Here is an 18,572-nt window from a genome sequence, read left to right as displayed (position 1 = left end):
CCCGTCGCAGCACGCACTGCGCGACCCACGGGCCGGCAGCCCCGACCCTACGGACGCCGTGCCGCGACAGCAGCCCCCGGTCCCCGGCGCGGACGAACCGCAGCCGGCGGACGGCCCCGGGCCGCCCGCGGACACCGTGGACCCCTCCGGGGCCGAAGCGCCGGACGGCCCCGTCCGGGCCCCGCGGGGGCCGGACGGGGCCGAGGACGAGGCCCCCGAGCCCCGCCGGCACTTCCTGATCCGCACCGCCTCCGCCGCCGGCTCCCGCACCGGCAAGGTGGTGCACGGCACCGGCCGCCGGATCCGCCGGGCCACCGCCGCCGAGGGCGCGGGCGAGTCCGGCCTCGCGAAGCTGATCGAGCTGCACGCACTCAACTCCTTCGGCGACATGCTGATCACCGTCGCGCTGGCGTCCACCATCTTCTTCTCGGTGCCCACCGGCGAGGCCCGCGGCCGGGTCGCGCTCTACCTGCTGATCACGATGGCCCCGTTCGCCCTGCTGGCCCCGGTGATCGGCCCGCTGCTGGACCGGCTGCCGCACGGCCGCCGGGCGGCCATGGCGATGGCGATGCTGGCCCGGGCGGTGCTGGCCTGGACGATGGCCGGGGTGATCGTCGGCGGCGGCATCGCGCTCTACCCGGAGGCGCTCGGCGTGCTGGTCGCGTCCAAGGCGTACGGCGTGGTGCGCAGCGTGGTGGTGCCGCGACTGCTGCCGAGCCGGCTGTCCCTGGTGAAGGCGAACTCCCGGGTCACCCTGGCCGGACTGCTGGCCACCGGCGTGGCGGCCGGGGTGGGCGGGCTGCTGCACCTGGTCGGGCCCGGCTGGCCGCTGCGCGGCGCCTTCCTGGTGTTCGTGGTCGGCACCCTGATGGCCTTCCACCTGCCGCCCGCGGTGGACTCCGCCAAGGGCGAGCAGCGCGCCGTCCTGCACGCCGAGGTGCACGGCGAGGGCTCGCACCTGATCCACCACAGGCCGCCGCCGGTCAAGGCCTCCCTGCGCACGGTCGGCCCCTCGGTGATCCTGGCGCTGCGGGCGATGTCGGCGATGAAGTGGCTGGTCGGCTTCCTGGTGATGTTCCTGGCCTTCCTGCTCCGGGAGGAGCCGATCGGCGGGCTGCAGCCGACGGTGGCGCTGGGCCTGGTGGCGCTGGCCGCCGGGACGGGCAACGCGCTGGGCTCGGTGCTCGGCTCCTGGCTGCGCACCCGAGGCCCGGAGAAGACCATCAGCGCGATGCTGCTGCTGGCGACCTGCGCGACGGCCGCGGCCGCGCTCTGGTACGGCGTGGTGACGGTGGTCGTGGTCGCCGCGGTGGCCGGGATGGCGGCCTCGCTGGGCAAGCTGGCCCTGGACGCGCTGATCCAGCGGGATGTCCCGGAGGCGGTGCGGACCTCGGCGTTCGCCCGTTCGGAGACCCTGATGCAGCTGTCCTGGGTGGCGGGCGGCGCGGTCGGCATCCTGCTGCCGCTGAACGGGAAGCTGGGCCTGTCGATCGCCGCCGGGGTGGTCGGCCTGGCGCTGCTGTGGACGCTGCGCTCACTCCTGCGGGTGGGGCCGCGGCGGCACCCGGCGACGCCCCGGGTAGCCTGACCGCACCGGCGCGGCAACACGCGGTGCCGACCCCCGCGTCGCGTGATCGGCCGGGCCCGGTAGATTCTGACGCATGAGCCTCAATTCCCGTGCCATCGCCGCCCTCGGCGCCGTCGTCGTGGTCGGCGCCGCCACGGTGGGCACCTCCGTCGCCATTGCCGCCGGACAGACCGAGCACATCTCGCACCGTGCCACCCTCACGGTCGGCAACTCCTCGATCGTCGCGGACCCGCTGTGCTGGAACGCCGGCAGCCCGCTCACCGACGACCAGCAGCAGAAGTGCCAGGAGGACGCGACCAAGGCCCTGCACGACGGCACGCTGCCCACCTCGGACGTCGTGGGGAGCGACCGGGTCGGCATCGGGGTCTCCCCCAACGTGGCCGACACGGGTTGGTGGGCCTTCACCAACGGCGGCTCGTCCAACCAGGGCGGTCGCTACACCCTGTTCTCGGCCGCCAAGGGCCCGACCTGGTCCGGCGCCCAGCCGGCGAACAAGGTGCTCAACTCCAGCGGCAAGACCGTGGTGACCGTGGTCGAGGGCGACCCGACCCAGGAGGCCCCGATCGCCGTCTGGTACTTCCAGCTGAAGACCGAGGGCGCCACCTCCGGCAACGGCTGACCGGTCCCGCGATGACCGCGCCCGCCGTCACCGACGGCCGCACCGAGCAGTCGGGCCCCGCACGGGCCCGGCTGCTCGTCGTCGTCGCGGTGGCCGCCGAGGCCGAGGCCGTGCTGCGCGGCCTGCCCGGTGCGACCGCCGCGCTGCCGCTGCCCGGCGGCACGCTGCACCGGGCCCGGGAGGTGCCGGTGGACGTGCTGGCCGCCGGGGTCGGCCCGGCCGCGGCCGCCGCCGGTGCCGGTGCCGCGCTGGCGGCCCACCCGTACGCACTGGCCGTCTCGGCCGGGATCGCCGGCGGCTTCGCCCCGCTCGCCCCGGTCGGCTCCACGGTGCTGGCCGACGCGATCGTGGCCGCGGACCTCGGCGCCGAGACCCCCGAGGGCTTCGCCGACGTCACCGAGCTGGGCTTCGGCACCGTCCGGCACGCCCCGCCCCCGGCCGCCGTCGCGCTGGTCGCGCGGGCGCTGGACGGTCCGGGCCTCGCCGTCGGCCCGGTACTGACCGTCTCCACCGTCACCGGCAGCGCCGCACGGGCCGCCGAACTGGCCGCCCGCCACCCCGGTGCCGTCGCCGAGGCGATGGAGGGCTTCGGGGTGGCCGAGGCCGCCGCCCGGTACGGCGTGCCGGCCCTCGAACTGCGCACGGTGTCCAATCCGGTGGGCCCGCGCGACCGGGCCGCCTGGCGGATCGGCGAGGCGCTGGCCGCCCTGGAGCGGGCCTTCGCCGCGCTGCCCGTGCACGACCTGGCCGCGCGCCACGAACCGGACCCGGCCGCGCGGCACGAACCGATTGAGGAGGCCGGCCGTGGCTGAACGGCTGAGCATCGCGTACTCGCCCTGCCCGAACGACACCTTCGTCTTCCACGCCTGGGCGCACGGCCTGGTGCCCGGGGCGGACGCCCCCGAGGTGACCTTCGCCGACATCGACGTCACCAACGGCCGGGCCGAGCGCGGCGAGCTGGACGTGCTGAAGATCAGCTACGGCGCGCTGCCCTGGGTCCTGGAGGAGTACGCCCTGCTGCCCTGCGGCGGTGCGCTGGGCCGCGGCTGCGGCCCGCTGGTGCTCACCCTGCCGGGCGTGGACTCCCCCGCCGACCTGGCCGGGAAGACCGTCGCGGTGCCCTCCGAGCGCTCCACCGCCTACCTGCTGTTCCGGCTCTGGGCGGCGAAGGCGGTGCCCGGCGGCTTCGGCGAGATCGTCGTCCTGCCGTTCCACGAGATCATGCCCGCCGTCCGGGACGGCCGGGTGGACGCCGGCCTGGTGATCCACGAGGCCCGCTTCACGTACCAGCAGTACGGCCTGCACAGCCTGGCCGACATGGGCGAGGCCTGGGAGCAGGAGACCGGCCTGCCGATCCCGCTGGGCGCGATCGTCGCCCGTCGCTCGCTCGGCGCCGAGCGGCTGCGGGCGATCGCCGACGCGATCCGCGCCTCCGTGCGGCAGGCCTGGGCGGACCCGGCGGCGAGCCGCGAGTACGTGCTGGCGCACGCCCAGGAGATGGACCTGGACGTCGCCGAGCAGCACATCGGGCTGTACGTCACCGAGTTCAGCGAGGACCTCGGCGAGGAGGGCTACGCCGCCGTCCGCGCGCTGCTCACCCGGGCCGCCGCGGAGGGGCTGGTGCCCCCGCTCGACCCGGGTGCGCTCGCGTTCTAGCCGTCGGCCGGCCGACGGTCAGACGTCGAACTGGTCGGCGACCGCGCGCAGCAGGCCGGCCAGCTTCTGGCCGGTCGGCTTGGCGGGGTAGCGCCCGCGCTGGAGACCGGGCAGCACCGCGTCCAGCGTGGTGATCAGGTCCTGGACGATCGGTGCCATGTCGTCGGCGCTCCGGCGCTGGGCGACGGCCACCGAGGGCAGCGCCTCCAGCAGCTGCACGGCCATCGCCTGGTCCCCGCGGTGCCCGGCGACCACGCCGAACTCGACCCGCTGGCCCGGCTTCAGCGACGTGACACCGGAGGGCAGCGCCTTGGTGTGGACGAAGACGTCGCCGCCGTCGTCGCGCGACAGGAAGCCGAAGCCCTTCGTCTCGTTGAACCACTTGACCTGGCCGGTGGGCATCTCGAACAGTCCTCGAATGGGTGTGGGGGATCCCGGCCCGGGCCGGGGATCACTGGGTGGTGGGAAAGACGACCGGCCTCGACTCGGCGCCCGTGGGCGCTCATGGCCGGCACGCGGTCAGGAGCAGACTAACCGTCCGTCACTGCCTCATCCGCGTTCCGCGAGGGATCCGCGTTCCGAGGCCCGGTCGGGGCAGCGGGACCGGGATCTCGCGGTCACGGGCAACCCGGCGCCGGCACGGCCGTGGCGCGGCTCCGCGCGGTCCATCGGCTCACACCCCCGGGTCTGAGGACGCGGGGCGCACCTGTAGCGCCCCTCGGCACCCCGTGCATACCCCCGCTCAACAGGGATCAAAACGTTCAGCTGCCGGGAAACTGCGCAACGTGACCGACCCGCTCCGGTGGCGGACCCCGGCCGCCGCTCTGCCAGACTGGGGACAGTGCCGACCGGCCCGGAGGAGTGAGCAGACGTGAGCAGCCAGAGCACCGACCCCGGCGACGTGTACGTCAAGGCCGGGGCGATCGTCTTCGGTCTCGGCGCACTCGCCACCCTGGTCACCTTCGTCCCGCTGTTCCTGCACCTGACGCCGCTGCCGACGGCGGCCTACTGGCTGAGCATGCTGATGCCGGCCGGTTTCCTGGCCGCACTGACCGGGCTGCTGCTGAACGCGCGGTCCCAGCGCCGCCGGAGCGCGCCCGTCGGGTCCTGAGACCCGCGGGCCCGCCGCAGGCCTCGTTCCGGGGCCTGCCCTAGCGTTCGGCCAGGTGCGCGGCGAGCCAGTCCGGGAATTCGGTGAGGTCCGCCAGCACCACGTCCGCACCCGCCTCGCGCAGCTCCTGCGCGCTGTACGGGCCGGTGGGCACGCAGACCGCGACGGCGTCCGCGTGCCGGGCGCCCCGGATGTCGCCCAGGTGGTCGCCGACGTAGACGCTCGCGCCGTGCTCGCGCAGCGCGTCGCCCTTGGTCTCCGCCCACAGGTCGCCGACCACGGTGTCCGCGGCCAGCCCGGCGTGCTCCAGGTGGAGGCGGGCGTTCGGCTCGTACTTGCCGGTGATCACCGCGACCCGGCCGCCGTGGGCGCGGACCGCCTCGACGGCGGCGTGCGCGCCGGGCAGGGCCACCGTCGGGGCGAAGGCGAGGTCGCGGTAGAGCTCGCGGTAGCGGTCGACGACCCGCTCCACATCGGCCTCCGGGAACCAGTTGCGGATCTCGTCCAGCAGCGGCGGGCCCAGCCGGGTGACCACCAGGTCGGCATCGATGTAGGTGCCGGTCTCGGCGGAGAGCGCCAGATAGGTGGCGCGGATACCCGGCCGGGTGTCCAGCAGCGTCATGTCGAGGTCGAAGCCGACGGTGAGCGGAGTGGGTGGGGTCGCGGACATGCCGTCAGGCTACCCAACCGGCGCCGCGGACCACGAGGCGATTTGCCCGGGCTTCTCGGCTGAACTTAGGTTTACCTGAGTTGTCTGCGGAGAGGGCCCATGACCGACACCAGCGCACCGCCCGGCTCGCCGTACCGCGCGCCTCGGCGCCGCACACTGTGGCTCGCCGCCGCCTTCGCCGTCCTGGCCGCCGCGGTGCTGCTGAGCCTGGCGGTCGGCAGCCGGACCATCCCGTTCGGCGACACGCTCGACGCCCTGCTGCACGGCGGCGACACCGCCAACGCCGTGGTGATCCGCGAGCTGCGGGTGCCGCGCACCGTCGTCGGCCTGGCCGTCGGCGCGGCGCTCGGCCTGGCCGGGGCCGTCATGCAGGGCCTGACCCGCAATCCAATCGCCGACCCCGGCATCCTCGGCGTCTCCCAGGGCGCGGCGGCCGGCGTGGTGGTCGCCATCTCCGGCTTCGGCGTCTCCACCCTCACCGGGTACGTCTGGTTCGGCTTCGTCGGCGCCGTGATCGCCACCGCGCTGGTGTACGGGCTCGCCGGGCGCGGCCGGGGCGGCGCCACCCCGATCAAGCTGGCGCTGGCCGGCTCGGCGACGTCCGCCTTCATCGCCTCGCTCAACACCCTGGTGCTGACCACCGACGCGGCCACCATGGACCAGTTCCGCTTCTGGCACGTCGGCTCGCTCTCCGGGCGGACCTCGGACGTGGCCTGGCAGCTGCTGCCGTTCCTGGCCGTCGGCACGGTGCTGGTGGTCGCGGTGGCGCGCGGACTGGACGCGCTGGCACTCGGCGACGACACCGCGAAGGGGCTGGGCGCCAAGACCGGCCTGGTCCGGGCGGTCGGCGCGCTCGGCGCGACCGTCCTGACCGGTTCGGCGGTCGCGGCGGCCGGTCCGATCGCCTTCGTCGGCCTCGCCGTCCCGCACGCGGCCCGCGCGGTGGCCGGCGCCGACCACCGCTGGATCCTCGCCTTCTCCGCCGTCCTCGGCCCGGCGCTGCTGCTGCTCGCCGACACCCTCGGCCGGGTCCTGTTCCCGCCGTCCGAGGTCCCGGCGGGCGTGATGACGGCCCTGGTCGGCGTCCCGGTGCTGGTGGCCCTGGTCCGCCGCCGGAAGGTGGTGGCGGCATGAGTTCCGTCCCCGGCACGGCTTCCGGCCCCGGCACGGCTCCCGGCCCCGGCGCGACTCCCCGCCCCGGCGCGACTCCCCGCCCCCGCAACGGTTCCGTCCCCCTGCGCGGGTACTCCGTCGTCCGGGCCGGACGGGCGTCGTTCCTGCTGCACCGGCGCTCGGTGGCCGTCGCCGTCGGGCTGCTGGTGGCGCTGGCGGCGACCGTGGTGGCCGCGCTCTGCCTGGGCGAGTCCACCGTCCCGCCGGGCGAGGTGGTCAAGGTGGTGCTCGGGCGGCCCAGCCCGCACGAGCTGGTGGTCGGCGAGTTCCGGCTGCCCCGGGTGGTAGTCGGGCTGCTGGTCGGCCTGGCGCTCGGGCTGGCCGGGGCGCTGATCCAGACCGTCGCCCGCAATCCGCTGGCCAGCCCCGACGTGGTGGGCGTGACCTGGGGCGCGACCGCGACCGTGGTCGGCCTGATGGCGTACGGCGTGGTCGGCTCGACCGGCCAGGCCCCGTACGCGGCGGTGGCCGGCGGGCTGGTGGCCGGGCTGCTGGTGTACGCGCTGGCCTGGCGGCGCGGCCTGCACGCGCAGCGCTTCGTGCTGATCGGCATCGGCATCAGTGTCGCGCTGTCCTCCCTCACCTCCGTCTTCCTGACCAAGGGCGACGGCTTCCAGGCCCAGGCCGCCAAGGTCTGGATGACCGGCAGCCTGAACGGCGCCGGCTACGACCAGGCCGGATGGCTCGCCCGGGTGCTGCTCGCCGCCCTGCCGGTCGCACTGTGGGCCGCCCGCGCCCAGCGGTCGATCTCCTTCGACGACGCCACCGCCGTCGGCCTCGGCCTGCGCCTGGACCGGATCCGCCTCGGCATGGCGCTGCTGGGCATCGTGCTGGCCTCGTGCGCGGCCGGGGCCGCCGGGCCGGTGGACTTCGTCGCGCTGATGGCCCCGCAGATCGCGCTGCGGCTGGCCCGCTCGGCGCAGATCCCGCTGTTCTGCTCGGCGCTGACCGGCGCGCTGGTGGTGGTCCTCGCCGACCTGATCGCCCGGCGGCTGCTCGCTCCGACGGAGCTGCCGGTGGGCGTGGTGACCGGCATGGTCGGCGCCCCGTACCTGATGTGGCTGCTGATCCGATCCCGCCGTGGAGGTTCCTGATGTCCGCTCACCGTCTGGAGGCCCGGGGCCTCACCCTGGCCTACGAGGCGCGCACGGTCGTCGAGGGCCTGGACGTGGCCGTTCCGGACGGGCGGGTGACGGTGATCGTCGGCCCGAACGCGTGCGGCAAGTCGACCCTGCTGCGGGCCCTCGGACGGCTGCTGAAGCCCGTCCGGGGCGCGGTGCTGCTGGACGGCGAGGAGCTGGCGCGGATCCCGACCAAGCGGATCGCCCAGCGGCTCGGCCTGCTGCCGCAGTCGCCGACCGCCCCGGAGGGCATCTCGGTGGCGGACCTGGTCGCGCGCGGCCGCCAGCCGCACCAGAGCTGGTGGCAGCAGTGGTCGCCGGAGGACGAGGCGGCGGTCGCCGAGGCGCTGGAGCGCACCTCCACCGCCGAACTGGCCGAGCGGAGCATGGACGAGCTGTCCGGCGGCCAGCGCCAGCGCGCCTGGATCGCGATGGCGCTCGCCCAGGGCACCGACATCCTGCTGCTGGACGAGCCGACCACCTACCTGGACATCGCGCACCAGGTGGAGGTGCTGGACCTGGTGCGCCGGCTGAACGTCGAGCGCGGCCGGACGGTCGTCGCGGTGCTGCACGACCTCAACCAGGCCGCCCGGTACGCGGACCACCTGGTGGCGATGCGGGACGGCCGGGTGGTGGCGCAGGGCCCGCCCGCGGACGTGGTGACGGCCGAGCTGGTGCGGGAGGTGTTCGGACTGGACTCGGTGGTGGTGCCGGACCCGGTGACCGGCACCCCGCTGGTCGTGCCGGGCGCCCCGTGGGCGGCGCTCACCCCGGACGGCGCCCGCGCTTAACGGCACTTTAGCTGCCATTTCGGACATAATCGACGGCGCCCCGACCCGCCCGCGCCGCCAGAGGACCGCCGATGCCCCGGATCTCCCGCCGCACCCTCCTGACCGGCCTCGGCGCGGGCGCGCTCGCGGCGGCCACCGGCTGCACCACCCGGCACCAGGCCCCGGGGGCCGCGGACGGCCCCGCCACCGGTGCCTGGCCGTCCCCGGCCCCGGTGCCGCCGGTGACGGTGAACGCCGTCACCGGCCCGGTCGTGGTGCCGGGCGCGCCGATGCGGGTGGTCGTGCTGGACACCGACGTGCTCGACTCCGCGCTGACCCTCGGCATCACCCCGGTCGGCGCCGCGCTGCCGGGCCGCGACACCAGCTACCCCGCGTACTGGCCGGCCTCCCGAACGGCCGGGATCCGGCTGGTCGGCCCGGCCGGCGCACCCGACCTGCCGACCGTACGGGCACTGCGGCCGGACCTGATCCTCTCCAACCAGACCCGCGACGGCGACCGCTACGAGCAGCTGCGGGAGATCGCCCCCACCGTGCTCACCCAGACCTCCGGGGCGCCGTGGAAGGCCGACTTCCAGCTGCACGCCCAGGCGCTGAGCCGGGAGGCGGCCGGGGCGGCCTTCGCCGGCGCGTACCAGAAGCACGCCGGACAGGTCGCCCAGGCACTGGCGGCGGCGAAGCCGTCGGGGCGCAAGGTGAGCCTGGTGCGGTTCGTGGAGGGCGGCGGCATCCGGCTGTTCGGGCGGCAGAGCTTCCCCGGGACGGTGCTCTCCGACGCCGAGGTCGGCCGGCCCGACGCGCAGAACGTCGACCAGTCGGACTTCGAGATCCCGCCGGACCAGCTCGCCCGCGCCGACGGCGACCTGCTGCTGTACGCCACGTACGGCGATCCGGAGCTGTCCGGCGCCACCGCGGCACTCGCGAGCCCGGGGTGGCAGGCGCTGGGAGCCGTCAAGGGGCACCGGGCGTTCCCGGTGGACGACCAGCTGTGGTTCCAGGGGATCGGGTACACCGGGGCCAACTACGTGCTGGACGAGCTGCAGCGCTTCCTGGGGGCGTAGCCGGGGTCCGGCGCGACCCCGCGTAGCGGGCCGGGGAGACACCGACGGCGGCGGTGAAGTCCCGGGTGAGGTGCGCCTGGTCGGCGTAGCCCAGCTCGGCGGCGAGCGCGGCCAGGTCCAACCCGCCGTCCGTACCGGCGCGTTCGGCGGCCTCGTGGAGACGGGCACGGCGCAGCACCCACTTCGGGGAGGCGCCGACGTACTCGGCGAACAGCCGCTGGAGACGGCGGACGGTCAGGCCCAGCTCGGCGGCCAGCTCGTCCACCCGGCGAAGGTCCGGTGTGCGGGTGATCCGGTCCACCACGGCGGCGACCTCGGCGGCGACCGGGTCGGGCGCGGGCAGCCGGGGGCGGAGGAAGGCGTCGGCGAGCGCGGCCGGATCGCCGGGCGCCCCGAGGACCTCCGCGTTGAACCGGTCGGCCCCGGGCCCGAAGTACTCCGCGGCGGGCACGGAACGGTCGGCGAGCCCGCCCACCGGGTGCCCGGCGAGGGCGCGGAAGGCGCCGGCACGGAACCGCGCGCCCAGCACGTGCCCGGCGCCCTCCAGCCGGCGGACGAAGAGCGAGCGGTCCACCCCGTACACCCGCGCCCCCGGCGCCTCGAAGACCAGGTGGACGTTGGGGTGGGCGAGCACCTTCTGCTCGTACGGCGGCAGGCCGCGCAGGTCCCAGCGGACCAGCCAGTAGTACTCGACGAACACCGCCACGGCCGGGTCGGGCGCGAGCCGGTCCACGGTGATCAGCTCGGCCGCCCGGGCGGGGTGGAGCACGCCCCGGCCGAGGTCGGGAGTGTCCGGGGAGACCCGGGGGTCCGGCGAGTCCGGGGAGACCGGGGAGACCGGAGTGTCCGGGGAGGCCGGGGAGACCGGAGTGTCCGGGGAGGCCGGGGAGTCCATGCCCATGCCGCCAGGCTAGTCGTCGCGTTTCTTCAAGACCCGCCGGTGCGGCCCGGCCCAGAATCGGGGCCATGAACGCCCACCCGATGCACCCGCTCCTGACCCGCGCCGCCTCCGCCGCTGCCGGTGTCGCCGCCGCCGTCCCGGCCGACCAGCCGCTGGACGCGCCGACGCCCTGCCCGGAGTTCGACACCCGCGCGCTGATCAACCACTGGGTGCTCTACACCTCGCACGGCCTGGAGCACCGGGCCCGGCGGATCGAGCTGCCCGAGGAGCTGAACGCGCGGGACTTCGCCGCCGACGCCGACTGGCGCTCCGCCTACGCGGCCCAGCTGGAGCGCGCGGTCGCGGCCTGGGCGGACCCGGCCGCCTGGGAGGGGGACGTCGACCTCGGCGGCACCCCGATGCCGGCCGTCGGCATCGCCCGGATGCTGATCCTGGAGCTGCTGCTGCACGGCTGGGACGTGGCCCGGGCGACCGGCGGGCGGATCGAGGTCGACGAGGAACTCGCCCTGCTGACCGGGGAGATCGTGGCGGAGAACGCCGAGCTGTACCGGCAGTACGCGGGCTTCGCCGAGGCGGTGGCCCTGCCGGAGGACGCCCCCGCATGGGACCGCGCGCTGGCCGCCTCGGGCCGCGACCCGCGCGGGAAGGCCTGAGCCGGGGGCACCGGGCCCGGTCGGGTCGCACGAGCGGTACGGGATCAGCCCTGCCGCAGCGCCGCCCTCAGCCGGGCCATCAACAGCCGTACGGCCGGGGAGGGTTGGTCGCGGCGGGCGACCAGCCCGAGCCGGGCCCGGATGGCGGCGTCGGCCAGCGGGACGGCCCGCAGTCCGTCGCCCGCGGCGGAGGAGGCACTGAGGACGGCCACGCCCGCGCCGCGCTCGGCGAGCCGAAGCAGGGCGACCGGGGAGCTGGCCTCGATGTCCACCCGCGGATCGAGGCCGAGCCGCCGGCAGGAGCCCCGGTAGGCGGCACGGATGCCGGTGCCCGGGGAGAGGCAGAGGATCTTCTCGCCCCGCAGGTCCGCGAGCCGCAGCCGCGCCCGGTCCAGGGCGTGCCCGACGGGGACGACGGCGGCGATCGGCTCGTCGATGGCGACGGTGGCCTCCAGGCCCGGGAAGACCTCGCCCGCGTAGCCGATCAGGGCCAGATCGAGCGAGCCGGCCATGACCTGCGCCTGGAGGTCCTCGGAGTGCCCCTCGTGCAGGCTGAGTTCGATGCCGGGGTGACTGCGGCCGAGGTCGGCGACGGCGTCCAGAAAGGGCGGGATCGAACAGCCCGTGATCATGCCCAGCCGGACCCGGCCGCGGACGGCGTCCGCGAACTCGGCGGCGGTGTGCTGGATGGCGTCGAGAGTGGCCAGGGCGTTCTTCGCCAGCGGGAGGACCGCTTCGCCGGCCGGGGTGAGGCGCACCTGCCGGCCCGACCGGTCGAGCAGCAGCTGGCCCAGTTCGCGCTCCAGCTTGGCCACTTGGGTGCTGATGCCGGACTGGCTCACGTGCAGCCGGGCCGCGGCGGCGGTGAAGGTCCCCTCGTCGACCACGGCGGCGAAGTAGCGCAGCTGGTGCATCTCCATGACCGGTGACGATATTCGACCGGGTGCTCCATCCGCTCGGCCGATCGGCCCGCCGGACGAGCGACCCGCCGGGGGACGGACCAGCGGACGCCCGAACGCCCGGACGCCCGGGCCGCGGCCGCGCGGGGCGGTCACGGCCCGGCCGACGTCACCGGCGGCGGTCCTTGCCCTGGACCTCCTTGCCCTGCATCGCCCTGCTCTGGATCTCCTTGCCCTGCGTCCGTGCCGTCCCGCCGTCGGGCAGGTCGGCCTCGATGCGCTCCTTGCGCACCCGGCCGGTGACGGTCTGCTCCTCGACGCGTTCCTCGGTCACCAGCCGCACGCGCTCGACCGGGACGGCCTCGGTGCGCACGACCGGCCGCTCCGCGTGCAGGGTGACCTCGTACTCGGCCTCCGAGATGAACTCGCCGGACATCGCGGCACCCCGGTCGGCCGCGGTGATGGGTTCGTGCTCGACGTGGACCTCCTCGTGCCGCACCGGCACGGTCTGCCGCTCCTCCTCGGTGACGACGTACTTGCGCAGCTTCGCGTGGCCGGCTTCGTACCGCTCGACGCCGACGCGCAGCCGCTCCTCGGAACGGGTCATCATGCCGTCCTCGCCCGGGTGGACACCGGTCCGCCCGGCGGCGGAGGCGGCGCCCGGAGCCGCGGCGGCACGCGTGGCGGCGGTCGGGGTCGTGGCGGCGGTCGGGGTCGCGACGGGCCGGCCCGTCGTGCCGGTGTGGCCGCTCGCGGCGGCAGTTCCGGCAGCGGCGGCTGCGGCGGTGCCGGTGCCCGAGCCGGGCCGGGCGGCCGCCTTCCGGGCCCCGTCCCCGATGCCGTAGTACTGGTGGAGCCGGTGTTCCTCGCGCTCGGAGAGGTGTCCGCCACGGTCCACGTCCACCAGCGGCGCGTTGTCGACCTTCTCCTTGGAGTACGGCACCTCCAGGTGGTCGCCGACGACCCGGGCGTCGCGGATCGGCACGAACAACTCGCCCGCCCCGAACCATCCGGTCTTGACGCTGACCCACTCCGGCTTGCCGGTGACGTCGTCGAGGAACATGTGGTCCGCCTTGCCGATCCGGCTGCCCCGTACGTCGTGGACGGGCTGGTGCAGCATGGAGCGGGCCTGCTGTTCGGTGATCACGATTCACGCCTCCTTCGCATTCCAGCGATGAGCGCCTTACCGGCCCGAACGGTCCGAAACCATTTCAGCTGACCTTCACTCAGCGTGACAGTTGCGGCCCGCCGATCACGCAGCGCACCCTTCTTCCATCATCAGTAGAGATAGGTGCCATCTGATTCATCTGTTGGACGGATGGTCGTGGTGGCCGGGAGGATGGAGGCATGACGACGACGACCGCGCGTGAGCTTGCCGAGACCTACTTCACCGCCTGGGAGGCGGGCGACTTCGAGACCGTCCGGGGACTGCTGGCCGAGGACGTCGACTTCGTCGGCGCGCTGGGGACGGCCTCCGGGGTGGAGGAGGCGCTGGCCGGGCTGAAGGGGCTCGGGCAGGTGCTGGAGAAGATCGACGTGAAGGTCCGGGTGGCCGAGGGCGACGAGGTGATCACCTGGTTCGAGCTGCGCACGAGCATCGCCCCGCCGGCGCCCACGGCGAACTGGATGCACGTCGAGGACGGGAGGATCACCCGGATCCGGGTCACCTTCGACCCTCGCGGCCTGCTGGCCGGCTTCGAGCGGAAGGCCTGAGGCCGACGAGCCCGGGGCCCGGCAGGGCCCGAGGCACGGGCCCTGGCAGGCCCGGGACAGGCCCGGCCGCGGCCGTGGCCGTGGCCGACCGACCCTACCCGGCCTCGTGCTGCGCGTACCTGGTCGTGAAGCCCAGGACCGCCACGTACCGGCCCTCGGCCGCCTTCGTGACCTCGCTCGGCCGCACGGGCTGCCAGGTCAGGTACTCGGACCGCTGCCCCTCGTCGTTCCGGTAGCGCCGGCTTCCGTACTTCTCGAACCAGTAGTCCTCGCCGGAGGTCAGGAGTTCGGGGCCGGGCGGCCGGGTGACGTTCACGGCCAGTTCCGTCCGCACCGCCTCGCCCGTCGCCAGCGCGAACTCCACGGACGGGGCGATCGGCCTGGCCGCCGCCTCCGCCGCCTCCTCCGGGGTCGGGTCGGCGGGCGGCTGGTGGTCGTACTCGTCGGCCGCGACCAGGCTGTTCCACCTCTGTGAGCTGCGCCAGCCCTGGCCGTCCAGGTACCGGTCCAGATCGGCCAGCCGGGAGCGGACGTCACCCCCGTCGAAGGCCAGGTAGACGTTGACGGTCCGCTCGCAGGCCACCGGCAGCCACGTACCCCGACTGAACAGGTCACCGCGGTAGTCGGTGCGGCACACGTCGACCGTCGACCTCCCCAACCCCTGCGCCCACGGCAGCAGTTCGGGCAGCCGGTCGATCCGGTCGACCATCCGCTCCTCCGCCGCCCGGCGGGCCTCCCCGGTCACCGGGGCCTGCGCGATCCCCGGGACGTCCGGAGCGGCCGGGATGGCCGTGGCGCGGTAGAGCCGCCACCCCGCCCAGCCGCCGAACACGACCGCCGTCCCCAGGACCGCGATCATCACCCACCGCAGCCAGAACCGAACCACATCCACCTCCGGCCTCCGCCCACCCCGCTCGGGCATCGTACGGGCGCGAACGCGCAACCGTACGGGCGGTGCCGCAGGACGGCCGGTCCGCGCGGGACGTCGGCCGGTCCGAGCTCCCGCGCGGGACAGCGGCGTTCAGGCCCTCCCGCGCCTCCCGCCACGGCGGAGGTGACCGCCGGCCGCCGCGGCGGAGGCGACGGTCACCCGTCGGAGCGGAGCGGCTCACCGGCCCGGTGCAGGTGGGCGAAGATCTCCCGGTAGGAGCGGAACAGGCCGGTCTCGCAGTACGGGACGCCCTTCTCGGCGCAGAACTCCCGGGTGATCCGGGCGGCCCGCCCCAGCGCCGGGGTCGGCATGCTGGGGAACAGGTGGTGCTCCACCTGGTAGTTGAGGCCGCCCATCAGCGAGTCGACGAGCAGCCCGCCGCGGACGTTGCGCGAGGTGAGCACCTGGCGGCGAAGGAAGTCGAGCTTCATCCCGGGCGTCACCATCAGCATGCCCTTGTGGTTCGGGGCGAAGACGGACCCCAGGTAGACCCCGATCAGCGCCTGGTGGACGGCCAGGAAGGCGACCGCCTTGCCGACCGGGAGCGCGGCGAACACCAGGCCGAAGTAGCCGGCGAAGTGGACCACCAGCAGCACGCCCTCCAGCACCGGGCGCTTCATGACGGGGCTGCGCAGCGCGCGGAAGCTGTTGAAGCTGAGGTTGAGGCCCTCCAGCAGGAGCAGCGGGACGAACAGGTACGCCTGCCGGCGGCCGATGAACCGGGCGAGGCCGCTCGCCTGCCGGGCCTGCCGCTTGGACCACACCAGGAGTTCGGGTGCGACGTCCGGGTCCCGTTCCTCGTGGTTCGGGTTGGCGTGGTGGCGGGTGTGCTTGTTCATCCACCAGCCGTAGCTCATGCCCATCAGCAGGTTGGCGGCGATCCGGCCGCCGATCTCGCTCGGCAGCCGCCGGTCGAAGACCTGGCGGTGCGCCAGGTCGTGGGAGAGCAGGCCGATCTGGGCGAAGACGACGGACATCGCCGCCGCCAGACCGAGCTGCCACCAGGTGTCGCCCAGCGCGAACAGGGCGTACCAGCCGCCGAGGAAGGCGGCGAGCACCAGGCCCACGCGGACGGCGTAGTAGCCGGGACGCCGGTCGAGCAGGCCCTCGGCGGCTATCCGGCGGGTCAACTGGGCGAAGTCGCTGCCACCGCTCCCCGGCCGGGGGGAGGGGGCTTCGGGCGCTTCGGTCGTCATCACGGGCTGCGCGGGCATGCCCCGAGTCTGGCGGTGGCCGGCCCGCCCGCAGAACGGGGAAAGCACCCGTCCCGTACGGGTGTTAACCCCCGTGCCGCGAGGGGTGCCGGCCCGCCACCGGGATCGGCGGGGCGGGGAGGCGGCGGGGTGGGGAACCAGCCGCGGCGGGGGGTGGAGGCGGCGGGCGGGCCCTCAGCCGGCTTCCGGCCGGCCGAACAGCTCGTCCAGGTGGTACGCGAGGACCACGAGCGCCTGCTCGCCGGTGCGCTGGCCGCCCAGGACGCTGGAGCCGAGTCCGTTGACCATCGCCAGCAGCCCGGCCGCGACCGTGTCGACGTCCCGCTCCGGCCCGATCTCCCCGGCCTGCTGCGCCGCACGCAGTTGCTTGGCGAGGAAGCCCTCCAGCACGGCCGGCGGCTGCGCGGCCTGCTTCTCCAGCACCGCGGGGTCGCCGAGGACCAGCGTGTAGTACGCCGCGTACGTCCTGGTGATCCGGCGGCTCTCGGCGTCCGTCGGCAGGATGCAGGACAGGACCGCCGTCACCACCTCCCGGGGGGCGCGCGCCGGGCCGATCCACTGCTCCATCCGGGCCTGGAGCTGGGTGCCGAGCCTGGCCAGGGCGTCCAGGAGCAGGCCCTCCTTGGTCGTGAAGTAGTACTGCACGAGTCGCAGGGAGACGCCGGCCTCGGTCGCGACCGCCCGCATGCTGGCGGACTGCAGGCCCTGGGTGTCGGCGATGCGCAGCAGGGCCTCGGCGATCTGCCGGCGGCGTTCCTCGTGGTCGACCTTCGCGGTCATGTTCCGGCCTCCGTACGTCCGACCCGTTCTCCTGGTACACCCGTATCATGCATGTGATACACATGTACCATGCGAATCAGCGAGTTCAGGAACGGCAAGGCCGAAGCCCGCTTCCGCACCGCCTACGAGCGCGCGCTGACCGAACTGCGGCCCCGGCCGTGGACGCCGCTCGACGTCCCCACCGGCTACGGCACCACCCGCGTCTACCGCACCGGCCCCGCCGAAGGACGGCCGATCGTGCTGCTGCCCGGCTCCGGCGGCAACGCGCTGATGTGGCACGGCTACCTCGACACCCTCGCCGCGCACCACCCGGTGATCGCCGTGGACACCGTCGGCGAACCGGGCGCCAGCGTGCAGAGCGCCCCCATCGCGGACGGCCGCGACGCCGCCGCCTGGCTGGAGGACCTGCTCACCGCCCTCGACCTGCCCACCGCCCACCTGGTCGGCTGCTCCTACGGCGGCTGGATCGCCCTCAACCACCAGATCCACCACCCCGGCCGGACCGCCGGCCTCACCCTGGTCGACACGGCTGGCCTGGCCGACCTGGACCGCCGCTTCTACACCTGGGTGATCCTCGGCGGCCTCGCCGCCATGGCTCCTCGACCGCTGCGACCCCGGCTGGCCCGAATGGTCGGCAACAGCGCCGTCCTGGAGACCGAACTGATGGCCCTGGTCCGCGCCTCGATGGGCTTCCGCCGCCGGCTGCCCCCGGCCGCCACCCTCACCGACGAGGAACTCGGCCGACTCACCGCCCCCGCCCTCTTCCTCCTCGGCGAACGCAGCGCCCTGCACGACTCCCGGACCGTCGCCGACCGCCTGCACCGGCTGGTGCCCGCCGCCCGGGTCGAGATCGTCCCCGGCGCGGGACACTCGCTGCCCACCGACGACCCGGCGGCGGTCACCGCCGGGATCCTCGGCATGGCCGCGCGGCAGGCCGGCTGACCGGGACGGTCGCCGACGGGCAGCCCCGGCGCCGCTACGGCCGTTCCACCGGCCCACCGAGCGCGGCGCGGACCAGACGGATGACGGCCGGGGTGGCGGCGGTCGGACCACCACCGCCACCGCCACCGCCGTCCGGCGCGCCCCCCGTCCGCGTCCCCATCTCCGCCTCCGCCTCCAACGCGTCGTAGGTCTCGAAGGCGGTGAGGACGAAGAGCAGGCCGGCCGCGTCCGGCGGGGCGGCGGGCAGCCGGCCGGCCAGGACGGCGGCACCCTCGCGGCGGCGGGCGTCGCGGTCGGCGATGACCCGGCCCACCTCCTCGTCGAGCGCGGCGAGGGCCCGCAGCCGCCGGGTGCAGACCCGGTCGACCGCCCAGAAGCCGCCCATCACCTCGACGAAGCGGTCCACCGCCGCCCAGGGGTCGGCCAGGGTGAAGGCCTCGGCGAGCCCGGCCATGCCGCCCTGCGCGGCGAGGGCGTCGCAGACCGCCTCCAGCAGGCCCGCCTTGGAGCCGAACTGGTAGTAGACGGTCGCCCGGGCGACGTCCGCGCGGCGGGCGACGGCGTCCAGCGAGACCCCGCCGGTCTCGGCCAGGTGCGCGCGGGCGGCCGCGACGATCCGGGCCCGGGTCTCGTCGACCTCCGCCTGCCGCTGTCCCATCCGGTAGGACCGGGGGCTCATCCCGCTCGCCTCCACTCGTTCCGCTCGTCCGCGTGAACTGGCAGTATCGCCGATCGGTTCACCCGGGCGGGGC

Annotated in this window: 21 protein-coding genes; 12 read left to right on the top strand and 9 right to left on the bottom strand. The window is 75.0% G+C overall.

Annotated elements, in window-relative coordinates; genetic code table 11:
• Positions 1-238: 238 nt before the first annotated feature.
• The 4 genes from ACWGJO_RS31380 (at position 239) to ACWGJO_RS31365 (ending at position 3,863) form a co-directional block, all read left to right on the top strand.
• Positions 239-1,588 (top strand): MFS transporter, encoded by a 1,350-nt coding sequence (locus ACWGJO_RS31380; RefSeq protein ID WP_387691668.1) that lies wholly within the window; start codon positions 239-241, stop codon positions 1,586-1,588.
• A 73-nt stretch (positions 1,589-1,661) separates the two neighbouring features.
• Entirely contained in the window at positions 1,662-2,207 is a 546-nt protein-coding gene (locus ACWGJO_RS31375; RefSeq protein ID WP_452188904.1) for a hypothetical protein, read from the top strand.
• A gap of 11 nt (positions 2,208-2,218) precedes the next feature.
• Positions 2,219-3,019 carry a futalosine hydrolase gene (locus ACWGJO_RS31370; protein WP_452188902.1) on the top strand — a complete coding sequence of 267 codons (801 nt, stop codon included), beginning with the start codon at positions 2,219-2,221 and terminating at the stop codon, positions 3,017-3,019.
• Positions 3,012-3,863, top strand: a complete 852-nt coding sequence (locus tag ACWGJO_RS31365) for a 1,4-dihydroxy-6-naphthoate synthase (RefSeq protein WP_452188900.1) — start codon at positions 3,012-3,014, stop codon at positions 3,861-3,863. Before ACWGJO_RS31370 ends, ACWGJO_RS31365 begins: the two co-directional genes overlap by 8 nt.
• A gap of 18 nt (positions 3,864-3,881) precedes the next feature.
• Here ACWGJO_RS31365 and ACWGJO_RS31360 read toward each other — a convergent pair whose 3' ends face one another.
• Complete coding sequence (locus ACWGJO_RS31360) at positions 3,882-4,265, bottom strand: cold-shock protein (RefSeq protein ID WP_452188899.1); 384 nt, start codon at positions 4,263-4,265, stop codon at positions 3,882-3,884.
• 469 nt (positions 4,266-4,734) lie between these two features.
• Here ACWGJO_RS31360 and ACWGJO_RS31355 point away from each other — a divergent pair, with 469 nt between their 5' ends.
• Positions 4,735-4,974, top strand: a complete 240-nt coding sequence (locus ACWGJO_RS31355) for a hypothetical protein (RefSeq protein ID WP_452188897.1) — start codon at positions 4,735-4,737, stop codon at positions 4,972-4,974.
• Between the two features lie 40 nt (positions 4,975-5,014).
• Here ACWGJO_RS31355 and ACWGJO_RS31350 read toward each other — a convergent pair whose 3' ends face one another.
• Entirely contained in the window at positions 5,015-5,644 is a 630-nt protein-coding gene (locus tag ACWGJO_RS31350) for an HAD family hydrolase (protein ID WP_452188895.1), read from the bottom strand.
• 99 nt (positions 5,645-5,743) lie between these two features.
• On the opposite strand from ACWGJO_RS31350, the gene ACWGJO_RS31345 reads away from it, so the two are divergent.
• From ACWGJO_RS31345 to ACWGJO_RS31330, 4 genes are all read left to right on the top strand, one after another.
• On the top strand, positions 5,744-6,778 hold the full coding sequence (locus tag ACWGJO_RS31345) for a FecCD family ABC transporter permease (protein ID WP_452188893.1): 1,035 nt from the start codon (positions 5,744-5,746) through the stop codon (positions 6,776-6,778).
• Positions 6,775-7,911: a FecCD family ABC transporter permease gene (locus ACWGJO_RS31340; RefSeq protein ID WP_452188891.1), complete on the top strand. Its 1,137-nt coding sequence runs from the start codon at positions 6,775-6,777 to the stop codon at positions 7,909-7,911. Before ACWGJO_RS31345 ends, ACWGJO_RS31340 begins: the two co-directional genes overlap by 4 nt.
• The gene (locus ACWGJO_RS31335) at positions 7,911-8,729 is read left to right on the top strand and encodes an ABC transporter ATP-binding protein (RefSeq protein ID WP_452188889.1); all 819 of its coding nucleotides are present in this window, start codon (positions 7,911-7,913) and stop codon (positions 8,727-8,729) included. Before ACWGJO_RS31340 ends, ACWGJO_RS31335 begins: the two co-directional genes overlap by 1 nt.
• A 71-nt stretch (positions 8,730-8,800) precedes the next feature.
• Positions 8,801-9,787: an ABC transporter substrate-binding protein gene (locus ACWGJO_RS31330; RefSeq protein ID WP_452188888.1), complete on the top strand. Its 987-nt coding sequence runs from the start codon at positions 8,801-8,803 to the stop codon at positions 9,785-9,787.
• Here ACWGJO_RS31330 and ACWGJO_RS31325 read toward each other — a convergent pair.
• Positions 9,678-10,688, bottom strand: a complete 1,011-nt coding sequence (locus ACWGJO_RS31325; protein ID WP_452188886.1) for a DUF6597 domain-containing transcriptional factor — start codon at positions 10,686-10,688, stop codon at positions 9,678-9,680. The two genes, ACWGJO_RS31330 and ACWGJO_RS31325, sit on opposite strands and share 110 nt — an antisense overlap.
• A gap of 65 nt (positions 10,689-10,753) precedes the next feature.
• On the opposite strand from ACWGJO_RS31325, the gene ACWGJO_RS31320 reads away from it, so the two are divergent.
• On the top strand, positions 10,754-11,341 hold the full coding sequence (locus ACWGJO_RS31320; protein WP_452188884.1) for a TIGR03086 family metal-binding protein: 588 nt from the start codon (positions 10,754-10,756) through the stop codon (positions 11,339-11,341).
• Positions 11,342-11,385: 44 nt separating this feature from the next.
• Here the strand turns inward: ACWGJO_RS31320 and ACWGJO_RS31315 are convergent, their stop codons facing one another.
• Complete coding sequence (locus ACWGJO_RS31315; protein ID WP_452188882.1) at positions 11,386-12,261, bottom strand: LysR family transcriptional regulator; 876 nt, start codon at positions 12,259-12,261, stop codon at positions 11,386-11,388.
• 148 nt (positions 12,262-12,409) lie between these two features.
• Positions 12,410-13,387: a PRC and DUF2382 domain-containing protein gene (locus tag ACWGJO_RS31310; protein WP_452188880.1), complete on the bottom strand. Its 978-nt coding sequence runs from the start codon at positions 13,385-13,387 to the stop codon at positions 12,410-12,412.
• 200 nt (positions 13,388-13,587) lie between these two features.
• Between ACWGJO_RS31310 and ACWGJO_RS31305 the strand changes: the two genes are divergently transcribed.
• Entirely contained in the window at positions 13,588-13,953 is a 366-nt protein-coding gene (locus ACWGJO_RS31305) for a nuclear transport factor 2 family protein (protein ID WP_452188878.1), read from the top strand.
• Positions 13,954-14,047: 94 nt separating this feature from the next.
• Here the strand turns inward: ACWGJO_RS31305 and ACWGJO_RS31300 are convergent, their stop codons facing one another.
• The 3 genes from ACWGJO_RS31300 to ACWGJO_RS31290 form a co-directional block, all read right to left on the bottom strand.
• On the bottom strand, positions 14,048-14,845 hold the full coding sequence (locus tag ACWGJO_RS31300; RefSeq protein WP_452188877.1) for a hypothetical protein: 798 nt from the start codon (positions 14,843-14,845) through the stop codon (positions 14,048-14,050).
• 194 nt (positions 14,846-15,039) lie between these two features.
• Positions 15,040-16,080, bottom strand: coding sequence for a fatty acid desaturase family protein (locus tag ACWGJO_RS31295; RefSeq protein ID WP_452188919.1), 1,041 nt, complete (start codon positions 16,078-16,080; stop codon positions 15,040-15,042).
• Between the two features lie 192 nt (positions 16,081-16,272).
• Positions 16,273-16,878 carry a TetR/AcrR family transcriptional regulator gene (locus ACWGJO_RS31290; protein WP_452188875.1) on the bottom strand — a complete coding sequence of 202 codons (606 nt, stop codon included), beginning with the start codon at positions 16,876-16,878 and terminating at the stop codon, positions 16,273-16,275.
• Between the two features lie 69 nt (positions 16,879-16,947).
• On the opposite strand from ACWGJO_RS31290, the gene ACWGJO_RS31285 reads away from it, so the two are divergent.
• A complete protein-coding gene (locus tag ACWGJO_RS31285; protein WP_452188873.1) occupies positions 16,948-17,820 on the top strand; it encodes an alpha/beta fold hydrolase in 873 nt (290 codons plus the stop codon).
• A gap of 34 nt (positions 17,821-17,854) precedes the next feature.
• Here ACWGJO_RS31285 and ACWGJO_RS31280 read toward each other — a convergent pair whose 3' ends face one another.
• Positions 17,855-18,499, bottom strand: a complete 645-nt coding sequence (locus tag ACWGJO_RS31280; RefSeq protein WP_452188871.1) for a TetR/AcrR family transcriptional regulator — start codon at positions 18,497-18,499, stop codon at positions 17,855-17,857.
• Between the last annotated feature and the right edge of the window lie 73 nt (positions 18,500-18,572).

This window comes from Kitasatospora sp. NPDC054795 (assembly GCF_053611565.1).
Note: the sequence above shows the minus strand (reverse complement) of the source record. Positions and strands in the feature narration are given on the sequence as shown.

Coding starts and splice junctions, on each gene's coding strand:
- ACWGJO_RS31375 (WP_452188904.1), top strand. CDS start 1,662: ATGAGCCTCAATTCCCGTGCCATCGCCGCCCTCGGCGCCGTCGTCGTG.
- ACWGJO_RS31370 (WP_452188902.1), top strand. CDS start 2,219: ATGACCGCGCCCGCCGTCACCGACGGCCGCACCGAGCAGTCGGGCCCC.
- ACWGJO_RS31360 (WP_452188899.1), bottom strand. CDS start 4,265: ATGCCCACCGGCCAGGTCAAGTGGTTCAACGAGACGAAGGGCTTCGGC.
- ACWGJO_RS31350 (WP_452188895.1), bottom strand. CDS start 5,644: ATGTCCGCGACCCCACCCACTCCGCTCACCGTCGGCTTCGACCTCGAC.
- ACWGJO_RS31345 (WP_452188893.1), top strand. CDS start 5,744: ATGACCGACACCAGCGCACCGCCCGGCTCGCCGTACCGCGCGCCTCGG.
- ACWGJO_RS31340 (WP_452188891.1), top strand. CDS start 6,775: ATGAGTTCCGTCCCCGGCACGGCTTCCGGCCCCGGCACGGCTCCCGGC.
- ACWGJO_RS31335 (WP_452188889.1), top strand. CDS start 7,911: ATGTCCGCTCACCGTCTGGAGGCCCGGGGCCTCACCCTGGCCTACGAG.
- ACWGJO_RS31330 (WP_452188888.1), top strand. CDS start 8,801: ATGCCCCGGATCTCCCGCCGCACCCTCCTGACCGGCCTCGGCGCGGGC.
- ACWGJO_RS31325 (WP_452188886.1), bottom strand. CDS start 10,688: ATGGGCATGGACTCCCCGGCCTCCCCGGACACTCCGGTCTCCCCGGCC.
- ACWGJO_RS31320 (WP_452188884.1), top strand. CDS start 10,754: ATGAACGCCCACCCGATGCACCCGCTCCTGACCCGCGCCGCCTCCGCC.
- ACWGJO_RS31315 (WP_452188882.1), bottom strand. CDS start 12,261: ATGGAGATGCACCAGCTGCGCTACTTCGCCGCCGTGGTCGACGAGGGG.
- ACWGJO_RS31305 (WP_452188878.1), top strand. CDS start 13,588: ATGACGACGACGACCGCGCGTGAGCTTGCCGAGACCTACTTCACCGCC.
- ACWGJO_RS31295 (WP_452188919.1), bottom strand. CDS start 16,080: ATGACGACCGAAGCGCCCGAAGCCCCCTCCCCCCGGCCGGGGAGCGGT.
- ACWGJO_RS31290 (WP_452188875.1), bottom strand. CDS start 16,878: ATGACCGCGAAGGTCGACCACGAGGAACGCCGCCGGCAGATCGCCGAG.
- ACWGJO_RS31285 (WP_452188873.1), top strand. CDS start 16,948: ATGCGAATCAGCGAGTTCAGGAACGGCAAGGCCGAAGCCCGCTTCCGC.
- ACWGJO_RS31280 (WP_452188871.1), bottom strand. CDS start 18,499: ATGAGCCCCCGGTCCTACCGGATGGGACAGCGGCAGGCGGAGGTCGAC.